Below are 11,877 nucleotides of genomic sequence, written 5' to 3' on the forward strand. Positions count from 1 at the left end.
CGTTCCTCCTACCGGTATCCGGCGACGTCGTCGTGCGCCTGTTTGGCGAGGGTTTCCCGGTCCTCCGGGTGGGCGATGGCGATCATGCGGCGGACCCGTTCGGGGATGGCTCTGCCGCACAGTTCGGCCACGCCGTACTCCGTGACGATCGTGTCCGCGTCGGCGCGGGCCGTGGTGACGACGCCGGAGGCGATGCGGGACACGATCCGCGGACGGCCCGACGTGGTGCGGGACGGCAGCGCGATGATCGACCTGCCCCCGTCGGAGGCGAGCGCGGCGCGGGCGAAATCCCCCTGTCCTCCTATCGTGCCCACGTAGGAGCGTCCGGCCACCTCGGCGGCCACCTGGCCGGTCAGGTCCACCTCCAGCGCCGAGTTGATCGCGGTGAAACGCGGCAGCTGGCGGAGAACGCCGGGATCGTGGGTGTACGTCACGGGTTCCACGCGTATTCGGTCGTTGCCGTGCGCGAAGTCGAAGAGTCTTCGGGTGCCGATCAGGGCGCCGGTCACGCTCACCCCGCTGACCGCGCCGGCCGAGATGAGGTCCACGGCGGCGTCACCGATCACGCCGCTGTGCAGCCCGAGCTCCCGCCGGTGCGTCAGCCGCGCGGCGACGGCGTCCGGCACCGCACCGATTCCGATCTGTACGGTCGACCGGTCGCCCACCAGATCCACCACGTACCCGGCGATCGCCTCGGCGGTCGGCGAAGGCGGCCTGGACGCCACTTCGACCAGCGGCCGGGACGTCCGGACGGCGATGTCGACCCGCCCCACGGGGTGGCGGGAGTGGGTCCAGGGCGCCTGATCGTTGATCTCGGCGACCACGGTGCGCGCGGAGTGCATGGCGGTCCCGACATAGCCGCTGACCGGCCCGAAACTGAGCGCGCCCTGATCGTTCTCGCTGAGTTGCGCGATGACGACGTCCACGTGGAGCACGCCGGATGCGATCAGCCGGGGCAGGTCGGAGAGGTGGCAGGGCAGGACGGCCGCGACCCCGGCCGCGCACAGCACCCGGTTGCCGCCGACCGCGCCGAGCGTGCGGAAGGAGATCACGTCGGCGTGCTCGGGGCGGACCAGGTCGGCGTAGCCCGCGCCGCCGTACAGAACGGAGAACCCGCCGATGTCGTGGCGCTGTGCCAGCAGGCGTTCCAGGAGGGGCAGTGGTTCGCCGACTCCCGGGGTCCACAGCACGGTATCGCCGGGCCGGACGATCGAGGTGAAGTCGAGATTCATCCCGTACCCCCCACGCGTCCGTGCGGCGGCGGGTTCGCGGCCAGCGCATGCCGGATGTTGTCGAACATCAGGGCCACCTCGTCGAGCACGTCCAGCCGGGAGCCGCCGGCGATGTGCGGGGTCAGCACGACGTTGTCCAGGGCACAGAACCTGTCCCCGGGAGGACGCGGCTCCACCTGGTGCACGTCGAGGCCCGCTCCGCCGAGCCTGCCGGTGACCAGCGCGTCGTACAGCGCGTCCTCGTCGATCAGCCGGCCGCGACTGGTGTTGACGAGCAGCGCTCCCGGCCGCATCGCGGCGATCTCCGCCCGGCCGATGACCGGGGTGGCACTTTTCGCGTGCAAGCTCACCACGTCGGCTTCGGCGAGCAGGTCCGGCAGCGAGCGATACGCACCCGACAGCCCTGTCCTGTTGTGATAGATCACCCGCATCCCGAACGCGCGGGCCCGTTCGGCGACCAGCCCACCCACCTCACCAAGCCCGACGATTCCCAGCGTCCGCCCCGAAAGTCCGCCGAGCCCGGTGAGACCCGCCCAGTTGTAGCCCGCACCGGGACGGCTCACGCCCGAGCGAACCTCTCGATCGGCCACGATCAACCGCTTGGTCAATGCGAGCATCAGCAGGATGGTGTGTTCAGCGGTTCGGACCAAGGACGGCCGCGGCAGACACGACACCTCGACGCCGTGCTCCCTCGACGCCTCAAGATCGATCCCGTCCTGACGACGCCCGAGCCGCTGCACCAGCCGCAGCCCCGGACTCGACTCGATCAACTCCCGGGTCACCCGGCCACGCCGCAGCACCAGCACAGCCGTCTCACCCGGACCCGCCTCCAGCCCGGCACGCAGGCGGCGCAAACCCGCCACATCCACCACGTCGGGCGCGAAAAATGCCGTCACCCGCGCCCAGTCCTCGCTGGTACGGGCGGTGAGCAGCCCCTGGATCATTCGGAGCACGTGGTCGTCGTCAAGGAAGGCGATCACGTCATCGCCCCCCGAAAGTCCGGGTTGCGCTTGGCGCGGAGGGCGGTGCCGCCCTCCTTCGATTCCTCGGTGCCGAAGTAGAGGGCGAGGGCCTGGAAACCGAGGAGTCCGGCGCCGCGGATGCTCTCGCTGTCGGCGTTGAACGAGCGTTTGGCGATGGCGAGAGCGGTCGGGCTGAGGTCGTTGATCTCGCGGCACCAGCGGTCGACCTCGTCGTCGAGGTCGGCGTCCGGGACGACGTGGTTGATCAGCCCCATCGCCAGCGCCTCCTGCGCCGGATATTTCCGGCAAAGGAACCACATCTCGCGGGCCTTTTTCTCTCCGACGATCCGGGCCAGCAGCGCGGTCCCGAAACCGGGATCGACCGACCCCATCTTCGGCCCGGCCTGCCCGAAGATCGCGGTCTCGCTCGCGATGGCCAGGTCGCACAGGGTGACGATCACGTTGCCGCTGCCGATCGCGTACCCACGCACCTTCGCGATGACCGGTTTCGGCACGTCGCGGATGGCGGTCTGCATCTCCTCGACGGGAATGCCCACCGTGCCCCGGCCATGCCCGACCCGGTCTGACTTCTTCTCCGTCGAATCGCCGCCCACCGCGAACGCCCGGTCCCCGGCTCCGGTGAGCACGATCACGCCGATGTCCCGGTTCCAGCCCGCCCGGTGCACCGCGTCGGTGACCTCGGCATAGGTGTGCCCGCGGAAGGCGTTCAACTTCTCCGGCCGGTTGAACGTGATCGTCGCGACGTGGTCCTTCTCCTCATAGCGGATGTCCTCGTATTCGGTCATGGCTTCTCCAGCAGTTCGGTTTTGAGGACCTTGCCGTACGCGTTCTTCGGCAGATCCGGCACGACGTGGTAGCGGCGGGGGCGCTTGAACCGGGCGATCCGGTCCCGGCAGTGCTCGTCCAGCTCGTCCAAAGAGCCTTCGCTGAACTCGGCGCCCGGGGCGGGCACGACGAAGGCGACGACCGTCTCCCCCCACTCCGGGTCCGGCACTCCGACGACCGCCGCCTCCGCGACGGCGGGATGGCCGACCAGCACGTCCTCGACCTCGCGCGGATAGATGTTGGACCCCCCGGAGACGATCAGCTCCTTGGACCGGCCGGCCAGGGTGAGGTAGCCGTCCTCGTCGAACCGCCCCAGGTCTCCGGTGCGCAGCCAGCCGTCGCGTACGGCATCCGCGGTGGCCACCGGGTCGTTCCAGTAGCCGGCCATGACGGTCGCACCCTTGACCTCGATCTCTCCGGTGCTCCCCGGGGGCAGCGGGCGACCGTCCGCGTCGCACACCCGGACCCGCACGACGCTCTGGGCGGTGCCCACACTCGCCAGCCGCCCGGGATCGCGATGGTCCTCCCTGGACAGGGCGGTGATGGTCATCGGCGACTCGCCCTGGCCGTAGATCTGGACGAATCGCTCCCCCAGCACGGCGATGGCGTCCTGGATGTCGGCCAGGTACATCGGGCCGCCACCGTAGATCACCGTCTTGATGCCGTCCGCACCTTTCGACCGGGCGGCGTCGACCAGCCGCCGGACCATGGTGGGAGCGGCGAACAGCGATACCGCTCCGACCTTCCGCGCGAGGACCAGCACGTTGTCCGGGTCGAATCTGCCGCTTGGGGGGAAAATGTGCCGGGAGCCCATCCGTACATGGATCAGGCCGTACAGACCCGCGCCGTGGGAGATCGGAGCGGCGTAGAGCACCGCTTCGCCCGGTCCGATCGGATCGACGTCGGCGAGGTGACACAGCGACATCGCGATCAGGTTGGCGTGGGTGAGCATGACGCCCTTGGGCCGCCCGGTGGTGCCTGAGGTGTAGAACAGCCAGGCCAGGTCGCCGGGCTCCCGCTCGACCGGCGCCGCCGGCCCTCGCGTGTCGGGCACGGCCACGTCGCCGGTGAACACGACCGAAGCCCCCGAATCGGCGACGATCGTCGCCACCTCCGCGGGCGCGAGCTTCCGGTTGATGGGCACGGCGATCGCGCCCGCCCACCAGATCCCGTAGAGAAGTTCCAGATACCGGGGCGTATTGGCGAGGTAGACGCCAACGCGGTCCCCAGGAACGACACCCTGCTCCGCGAGGTACCCGGCGACCGACGACGCGGCGTCCGCGAAGCCCGCGTAGTCGGACACCACCCGGTCGCCGTCGAGCAGCGCGGGCGCGTGCGGGCGGCGGCGTGCGATCGCGGCGAGCCACTCTGCGATGTTCATGCGACGGCCCTACCGGAGCAGAATCTGGACGGTTTTGAGTTCCTGGAACTCCTCCAGCCCGGCGTGGCCGAACTCCCGCCCGGTGCCGCTCTCCTTGTAGCCCCCGTGCGGCATGTCGTCCAGACCGGCGGTGTTGTAGCAGTTGACGAACATCTTTCCGGTCCGTACGCCCCTGACCACCCGGAACGCGGTGTCCATCGATCCCGTCCACACCCCGCCCGCCAGACCGTACGCGCTGTCGTTGGCCAGCGCGACGGCCTCCTGCTCGGTCGTGAACGGGATCACCGAGAGCACCGGCCCGAAGATCTCCTCCTGCGCCAGCCGGGACGAGTTGTCCACCCCGTCGAACACCGTCGGCTCGACGAAGTTGCCGTGGCTGCCCCCGCCGGTGACCAGCTTCGCCTCGGCCCGCCCGAGGTCGAGGTAGCCGAGCACCCGCTCGTGCTGCCGCCGGCTGATCAGCGGACCCATCGTGGTCGCCGCCTCGGCGGGATCGCCCAGCACCTGCTTGCCCGCGTGCTCGACCAGCAGGGCCAGGAACTCGTCGTGGATGTCGCGATGCAGCAGTAGCCGGCTCCCGGCCGAGCACTGCTGGCCGCTGTTGAAGGTGAACGCGGAGATCGCGGTACGGGCGGCGTCCGCCAGCGGCGCGTCCGGGAAGACGATGTTGGCCGACTTTCCGCCGAGTTCGAGCGCCACCCGCTTGGCGTTCCCGGCGGCGGCCCGCATGACGGCCTGCCCGGTGGCGGTGGACCCGGTGAAGGCGATCTTGTCGACCGCCCGGGACGAGGCGAAGTGCTGGCCGACGACCGCGCCCTGCTCCCGCTGGGAGGTCACCACGTTGAAGACGCCGCCGGGCAGCCCGGCCGTACCGAGGAGCTGGGCGAGCAGCATGGTCGGACCCGGGCAGAGATGCGATGGTTTGGCCACGACGGTGCAGCCGGCGGCCAGCGCCGGGGCGAGCTTGCACACCACGCCGAGCAGCGGGAAGTTCCAGGCCGTGATGAGCGCGGCGACTCCGACGGGTTCGCGCAGGATGAGGCCGAGCGCGCCGGGATTGCGCTCGCTGACCGCCGACCCTTCGACGGCCAGGGCGAGCCCGGCGTAGTACTCCAGGCAGCGGGCCGAGGCCGCCACCTCGCCGAGGGCGAGGGTGACCGGCTTGCCCGATTCGCGCACCATCCGCTCGGCGAGCAGGTCGGCGTTGGCGGTCAGCAGCCTGGCCGTCTCGGTCAGGATCTCGAAGCGGCGCCGGGCCGGGCTCGACGGCCACGGCCCGTCGTCGAACGCCCGGCGGGCGGAGCCGACCGCCGCCGCGGCGTCCTGCTCGCCGCCGTCGGCGAAGGTTCCGGCCAGGGTTCCGTCAAAGGGACTGTGCCGCTCGAAGCGGACGGCCGCCGGCGTGTTCGCGCCGTCCAGCCACAGGTCGAACTGGGGTGTGGTCACGGGATTCTCCAGATCAGGAGTGGGTGAGGCCGCCGTCGCAGGCGATGGTCTGGCCGGTGATGAATCCGGCGGCCGCAGTGCACAGGAACAGCACCAGGCCGACCAGGTCCATCGGCACCTCCTCGCGCGGAATGCACTGGTCGGCGATGAGCCGGGCCTTGCCCTCGGCCGTCACCGTCTGGCGCGGCACCTCGGTGAACGTGCCGCCCGGCTGTACGGCGTTGACGGTGATCCCGTCCGCGCCCAGCTCCCTGGCCAGCGAGTTCGTCATGCCGACCAGCGCCGCCTTGGACGTCACGTAGTGCAGGTAGTTGCGGACGCCCAGCGGCACCGCGCCCGACATGATGTTGACGACGCGCCCCCAGCCGGCCGCGCGCATGTGCGGGGCGACCGCCCGGGCGCACAGGAACGCGCCGGTGACGTTGACCCGGAGCACGGCGTCCCACTCGTCGAGCGGGATCTCGTCGAACGGCCGCATGGTGAGGCTGGAGAAGATCGCCGCGTTGTTGACCAGCGCGTCCACCCGGCCGAACTCGCCCAGCACGGTCGCGGCCATGGCGTCCACGGACGCCGGATCGGCGACATCGGTCTCCACCGCGAGGGCCCGGCCGCCGACCTCCTCGATCTCCTTGACCACCCGCCGGGCGGCGTCCCCGTTGATCTCCGCGATCACCGGTACGGCTCCCGCGGCCGCGAACTCGCGAGCGTACTCACGGCCGATGCCCTGCCCCGCTCCGGTGATGACGATGACGCGTCCACGTACGTCGAAATCCCGCCCGCGTGACACTTCTGTGCTGACCACGTTCATGTTCGATGCTCCAGAGATGATCGGCTCGTCCACTGGCAGAGGCGCCGCGAGCCGGTGGATGGGGGGAACACGGCGCTCATCGGCATGCCGTGCGTGAGATCGGCGGCGGGCAGCCCGACGATGTTGCCGATGAGGATCGGGCCTTCCGCGGTGACGACCGCGCCGACGAGATAGGGCACGGGGATGTCCGGGAAGTACTGGCGGTGGAAGACCGTCCAGGCGAGGAGGGATCCCTGGCCGGACAGGGCCGCCCAGTCGTGTTCCTCGGTCAGGCATTCCGGGCAAATCGGGGCGGGTGGGTAGCGGAAGCTCGCGCATGCGACGCACTGCTGTAGCCGCAGTTCCCCGGCCTCCGCGTACTGCCAGTAGGGCTCGTCGAAGAGGTTCACGGGCGCACCCCGTAGATCAGCGAGGTCACTTTGCCTGCGACGTCGGATATGTACTGGGCTGTCCTGGCGCCGGGGATCTGGCGGTCGCCCGCTTCTTCGCGGAGCTGGCGTACGCATTCGACCTGGTGGCCCCAGCCCTGCATGTAACTCCCGGAGAGATGGCCGCCGGAGGTGTTCACCGGCAGGCGACCGCCCGGCCCGAGATCGCCGGAGTTGAGCAGCTTGGCGGCGTCGGCGCAGAAGCCGAAGCCCTCCAGGGCGAGCGGGACGTGGATGCTGAAACTGTCGTAGACCTGCAGGACGTCCACGTCGGACGGGCCCAGGCCCGCCATCGCGTAGACCTGCTCCGCGGCCTGCCGCTGGGCCGGCCGGTAGAACTGCTCCAGGCGGGGGCGCAGGCTCGTCGCCTCCCGGTTGTGGTCGCTGCGGCCGATCCCCCGCAGCAGGACGGCCGGGCGGTTCAGCGCGCGGGCGCGTTCGACGGTGGTGACGATCAGAGCGACGCCGCCGTCGTTGACCAGGCAGTAGTCGTAGAGGCGGAGGGGCTCGCAGATGTACCGTCCGGCCAGGTAGTCGTCCATGGTCAGCGGCTCGCGCATGACGGCGTTCGGGTTCAGGCCCGCGAAAGCGCGCTGCGCGAGGGCTACCTGGCCGAGATCGCGCTCGGTCAGGCCGGTGATCGCCAGGTAGCGGTTGGCGAGCAGGGCGTACAGGGCTCCCTGGGACGTGAGCCCCCAGGGGGCGTAGTAGGTGTAGGCCAGGTGGCGGTCGCCGCCCATCGCGTTGGGGCCGCCGTACGCGGTGCCGCCGGTGCGCTGGTCGTTGCCGTAGACCAGGGCCACGCATTCGGCGACCCCGGTGTGGATCGCCATCGCCGCCTTCAGCATCGCCTGGACGGCATCGGCCTGGTCAGCCCACCGGACGTCCATGCCCAGCACTTCACCGAGGCGTTCCCCGGCGAGGGACGGGCCGGCGATGAGGCCGTCTATCTGGTTTCTGCTCAGGCCGCAGTCGTTCAGGGCCCGGCGGAAGGCAATCGCCGCGTAGCCGTACGCGTCCTGGTAGCGCTCACCCCGGCGGGCGCGGGCGTAGTCGGCCGGGTAGTCGGTCTCGCCGACGCCCACGATGGCGACGGTGTCCCGCAACGCCGCCAGACGGTCAGGATCGGGCATCGTCCGGGCTCCTCACCAGGTCGAACTCGGCGGCGAGAGCGGGGTCCAGCACCCCGAGCCGGGGCATCGCGGCCCGCACGACAGCAGGCGTGGACAGCAGCCGCAGCGGAGAGCCGAGAACCGTCCAGGAATCGCCCTCGGCGGTTGGGCGGTCAAGAATCAACCCGCGCACAGCCGTCTGAACATGAGCGAGAACGTCGTCCACCGTCGCGACCGGGGTGAGGGTTCCGCCCTCGTCGAGCACCGGACCGTCCTCAGTCGTGACAATCCGCGCGGACGTATAGATGGCCGCGCCCGCGTTCCACAGCCGATGGGTGGCCCACGCCGATCCGTCCTGCATGGCGAGGTCGAAGGCCGCCCCGGCCCCCCCGCGCGTCTCGCGACGCTCGATCCCCGCCAGCACCGCCAGCAGGCCAACCAGCCCACCGATTTGATCGGACACCGAGATACCGGCCTTTGTCGGTATACCGTCCACGGTCGTCGCGCTCATCAACCCGGACATCGCCTGCACGACGGTGTCCAGAGCCGGCCGCCCCGGATACACCGCGTCATGCCCGAACCCATTGATCGAGCAGTAGATGAGCCCCGGCAACACCGCCTGAACCTCCGCGGGCCCGAACCCCAACCGCCGCAACGACCCCGGCTTCAAGTTCTCGATGACCACGTCAGCCGTCCCGAGCACATCCCACAGCACCCGCCGGTCCGCTTCCTCCCGCAGATCCAGCACCAGCCCGCGCTTGTCGGTGTTGAGCAGGGCGAAAATGTACGACTCCCCGTCACCACGCAGCGGCGCGTTATGCCGGTTCACATCCCCCCTCGGCGGCTCCACCTTGATCACATCCGCCCCGAGCGCACCCAGCTGACGCCCCGCCAGCGGCCCGACGGTGTTCATCCCGATCTCCACCACCCGAACCCCCTCCAAGGGCCGCACCCGCGAAACCGGATCGCCGGTCACCGTCCCCCGGACCTGCGGCAGAACCGCGACCAGCGCACTGATCGGGGCCCTGTCCGCGTCGCGGGCCGGAATGTCGCGGGCCGGAATCACGGCGGCGAATCCGGTCCCGCTCGATCGGATCGGGCAGCCCGGCAGCCAGACTTGGCGACCGGACTCGGGGTCGATCGCGGAGCGGACCACGCCGCGGTGGCGCAGGTTGGGTTCAATGGCGAGATCGTCGAGGGCGGTCACCGGTCCGCTGGGGATCACGTGGGGGGCGAGCGCGTCGAGACAGGCCGCGACCGACTGCAGGGAGGTCCATGCGCCGACCGCTTCGTCGATCGCGTCGGCGTGGTCCATTCGAGCGCTCGGCGACCGGAATCGCTTGTCCAGCAGTAGTTCGGGGCGGTTCATCGCCGTGCACAGGCGGGCCCATTGCTCGTCGGTCGGTGCGCAGATCACCACCCAGCCGTCCAGCGCCCGGTAGGAGTTCCAAGGCGACAGGGTCGGATGCCGGTTGCCGTTCCTGGTCGCGGTCCGGCCGGTGAATGCCAGCGGGAAGAAGGTGGCCAGGGCGTTCACGGCGACGTCGTACAGCGCGATGTCGATCCGCTGACCGAATCCGTGCCGCCGCCGGACTCGGCGCGCGGCGACGATCGCCGACACGGCGTACAGCGCGGACTCCATCTCCAGAAGTGGTTCGCCGAGCAGCACCGGAGGTCCGTCCCGCCGCCCGGTGGTCTCGGCGACACCCGAAACGGCCTCGACGAACGCCTCCGACCCCGGCACGCCGGCGAACGGGCCACTGTGGCCGAACGCCGTGATGTCGCAGAGGATCTGCCCAGCGGGCCGGGCCGATTCCCACAACGCACGATCCGCCCCGGACAGGTCACTGGACAGCAGGACCACATCGGCCCCCGCGACCAGCCCCTCGAACAGTTCCCGGTCTCCCGTTGAGATCACGACGCTGCGCTTACCGGCGGCGGTCACCGGACGATCACGCCACTTGTGACCCCCACCCGGCCGCTCCGGTTCGACGAGAACGACGTCGGCGCCAAGCTGCGCGAGCAACCCGCCGCAGGCGGCCACGGCAACACGATCACCGACCTCCACCACCAGCCACCCATCCAGCATTCCCACTCCTTGTGCGCAATACGCACATTACGTGCGCGTTGCGTTGAGATTACTGCGATTGAGCCCAACAGTCCAGATATCCGGACATAGAGAAAACCGCCCCCGCGATGCGGGGACGGCTCGGGGGTTCCTGCTACCGAGACTGGTTGCCGATGAGTTCCAACAAAGCCGCGTGCGTCTCCTGGTCGGCCGCCACGACGAGTCCACCCGCGCCGGTGTGCAGCGGCTGACCGTGGATACCGGTCACCACGCATCCAGCGGCCTGGCACAAGGCGATCCCGCCGGCGAAGTGCACGCTGTCCCGCAGCTGGCCGTCAGTGACGTACGCGGCCCGGCGACCGGCGGCGACCCAGGCCACCGCCAGGGTGGTGGAGACGACGCGCGGGCGGAAGCGCTCGGCGAAGCCCGGGTCGGCGAGCAGCTTGGCCGCCTGGAAGTCCGGTCCGTTCGGGAACGGCGGATCGAGAGCGACGTCCACCAGGCGCGAATCGGGCGACGGCGTGAGCCGCTCGTCCACGCCGTCGCGGCGGAGGTGGGCCTACGTGCCGTCCGTCCAGAACACCTCGTCGCCGAACGGATCGGCTGAGGCGGCCCACCGTGATGTCGGAACGCACCCGCAGGGCGACGTTCACCGCGACCAGCATGCTCCGCGCGGCGTAGTTCAGCGTGCCGCACAGCGGATCGACCAGCCACCGGCGTTCCGCGCCGTCCGGGCCCGTGCGCCCGCTCTCGCTTCGATGTCCGCAGCCGTGGCGAAGTCACCCGCGGATTTCTCGACGCGCGCCAGCGACGCACCGTACCTGGCGCGCACGACAGCAGCTCCCGCTCGCGCCGCCGCCAGCGCCAATTCCTCGTCCGTGATCAACATGTTGGCAGGATAAACCGGATATCGAGATATATAAGAGGCACAGACCACGCTGCCCTTCCGCGAATTCGAAGGACCCTCAGCTCATCCGGCCGGTGCCGGCCGCGAGGACCTCACGGGCGATGGCCTCCCGCTCCGCGGCCTCCCGTTCCGTGGCCTCCCGTTCCGTGGCCACCTGCTCGGCCGCCGCACGGGCGTCGTACGCCGCGCGGGCGTAAGCGATCTCGTTCTGATGTTCCTCGGTCCAGGTGACCAGCGCCCGGATGGTGTGATGCAGGGTCACCCCCAGGGGCCGTGAGCGCGTAGTCCACCCGCGGCGGCACCGCCGCATACACGGTACGGCTCACCAGGCCGTCGCGTTCCAGCTGCCGGAGAGTCCGGATGAGCATCCACTGACTGACCCCGTCGATCTTGCGACGCAGTTCGGTGAAACGCAGGCTGCGCTGATCGAGCAGGGCGATGACCAGCAGGGACCATTTGTCGGCGATCCGATCGAGGATCTGCCGGACCTCACAGTCCTCCCGCGTGTCCCACTGGAGAACGTCGTAGTCGGTATCCCCGCAGTGACTGAGGGACATTGAAGTGCCGTCTTCCATGGTCACCGATGGTGTCCGAAGATGCTGCTGGTTACAAGAGAGAACCAACGGTCATTTGGAGAACCACAGTTCCTGGGGGATTTCACTCATGTCCATATCAAGCGGACGTGCA

Annotated in this window: 12 protein-coding genes and 1 pseudogene; all 13 read right to left on the reverse strand. The window is 69.9% G+C overall.

Going from position 1 to position 11,877, the window contains the following annotated elements; genetic code table 11:
* Nucleotides 1-8: 8 nt before the first annotated feature.
* Nucleotides 9-1,232 carry an acetyl-CoA hydrolase/transferase family protein gene (locus tag Acor_RS38385; protein WP_155341686.1) on the reverse strand — a complete coding sequence of 408 codons (1,224 nt, stop codon included), beginning with the start codon at nt 1,230-1,232 and terminating at the stop codon, nt 9-11.
* Entirely contained in the window at nt 1,229-2,212 is a 984-nt protein-coding gene (locus Acor_RS38390; RefSeq protein ID WP_155341687.1) for a 2-hydroxyacid dehydrogenase, read from the reverse strand. The genes Acor_RS38385 and Acor_RS38390 overlap by 4 nt, the downstream gene beginning before the upstream one ends.
* Nucleotides 2,209-3,000, reverse strand: coding sequence for an enoyl-CoA hydratase-related protein (locus tag Acor_RS38395; protein WP_155341688.1), 792 nt, complete (start codon nt 2,998-3,000; stop codon nt 2,209-2,211). Before Acor_RS38395 ends, Acor_RS38390 begins: the two co-directional genes overlap by 4 nt.
* Complete coding sequence (locus Acor_RS38400; protein WP_155341689.1) at nt 2,997-4,421, reverse strand: AMP-binding protein; 1,425 nt, start codon at nt 4,419-4,421, stop codon at nt 2,997-2,999. Before Acor_RS38400 ends, Acor_RS38395 begins: the two co-directional genes overlap by 4 nt.
* Nucleotides 4,422-4,430: 9 nt before the next feature.
* Nucleotides 4,431-5,867: an aldehyde dehydrogenase family protein gene (locus Acor_RS38405; RefSeq protein WP_170317301.1), complete on the reverse strand. Its 1,437-nt coding sequence runs from the start codon at nt 5,865-5,867 to the stop codon at nt 4,431-4,433.
* A gap of 13 nt (nt 5,868-5,880) precedes the next feature.
* A complete protein-coding gene (locus tag Acor_RS38410; protein WP_155341691.1) occupies nt 5,881-6,675 on the reverse strand; it encodes an SDR family NAD(P)-dependent oxidoreductase in 795 nt (264 codons plus the stop codon).
* On the reverse strand, nt 6,672-7,064 hold the full coding sequence (locus Acor_RS38415; protein WP_170317302.1) for a Zn-ribbon domain-containing OB-fold protein: 393 nt from the start codon (nt 7,062-7,064) through the stop codon (nt 6,672-6,674). The genes Acor_RS38410 and Acor_RS38415 overlap by 4 nt, the downstream gene beginning before the upstream one ends.
* Nucleotides 7,061-8,236: a thiolase family protein gene (locus Acor_RS38420; protein ID WP_155341693.1), complete on the reverse strand. Its 1,176-nt coding sequence runs from the start codon at nt 8,234-8,236 to the stop codon at nt 7,061-7,063. Before Acor_RS38420 ends, Acor_RS38415 begins: the two co-directional genes overlap by 4 nt.
* Nucleotides 8,223-10,304 carry a CaiB/BaiF CoA transferase family protein gene (locus Acor_RS38425; protein WP_155341694.1) on the reverse strand — a complete coding sequence of 694 codons (2,082 nt, stop codon included), beginning with the start codon at nt 10,302-10,304 and terminating at the stop codon, nt 8,223-8,225. The genes Acor_RS38420 and Acor_RS38425 overlap by 14 nt, the downstream gene beginning before the upstream one ends.
* Nucleotides 10,305-10,437: 133 nt before the next feature.
* Entirely contained in the window at nt 10,438-10,821 is a 384-nt protein-coding gene (locus Acor_RS43745) for an inositol monophosphatase family protein (protein ID WP_218034749.1), read from the reverse strand.
* Nucleotides 10,822-10,965: 144 nt separating this feature from the next.
* Nucleotides 10,966-11,172 (reverse strand): hypothetical protein, encoded by a 207-nt coding sequence (locus tag Acor_RS43755; RefSeq protein ID WP_218034750.1) that lies wholly within the window; start codon nt 11,170-11,172, stop codon nt 10,966-10,968.
* 76 nt (nt 11,173-11,248) lie between these two features.
* The gene (locus tag Acor_RS45980; RefSeq protein ID WP_308805716.1) at nt 11,249-11,452 is read right to left on the reverse strand and encodes a hypothetical protein; all 204 of its coding nucleotides are present in this window, start codon (nt 11,450-11,452) and stop codon (nt 11,249-11,251) included.
* Between the two features lie 61 nt (nt 11,453-11,513).
* A pseudogene (locus Acor_RS45985) lies at nt 11,514-11,765 on the reverse strand (winged helix-turn-helix transcriptional regulator); the annotation flags it as partial.
* Between the last annotated feature and the right edge of the window lie 112 nt (nt 11,766-11,877).

This window comes from Acrocarpospora corrugata, assembly GCF_009687845.1.
In the GTDB taxonomy this organism is placed as follows: Bacteria; Actinomycetota; Actinomycetes; order Streptosporangiales; family Streptosporangiaceae; genus Acrocarpospora; species Acrocarpospora corrugata.

Coding starts and splice junctions, on each gene's coding strand:
- Acor_RS38385 (WP_155341686.1), bottom strand. CDS start 1,232: ATGAATCTCGACTTCACCTCGATCGTCCGGCCCGGCGATACCGTGCTG.
- Acor_RS38425 (WP_155341694.1), bottom strand. CDS start 10,304: ATGCTGGATGGGTGGCTGGTGGTGGAGGTCGGTGATCGTGTTGCCGTG.
- Acor_RS38420 (WP_155341693.1), bottom strand. CDS start 8,236: ATGCCCGATCCTGACCGTCTGGCGGCGTTGCGGGACACCGTCGCCATC.
- Acor_RS38410 (WP_155341691.1), bottom strand. CDS start 6,675: ATGAACGTGGTCAGCACAGAAGTGTCACGCGGGCGGGATTTCGACGTA.
- Acor_RS43755 (WP_218034750.1), bottom strand. CDS start 11,172: ATGTTGATCACGGACGAGGAATTGGCGCTGGCGGCGGCGCGAGCGGGA.
- Acor_RS38395 (WP_155341688.1), bottom strand. CDS start 3,000: ATGACCGAATACGAGGACATCCGCTATGAGGAGAAGGACCACGTCGCG.
- Acor_RS38400 (WP_155341689.1), bottom strand. CDS start 4,421: ATGAACATCGCAGAGTGGCTCGCCGCGATCGCACGCCGCCGCCCGCAC.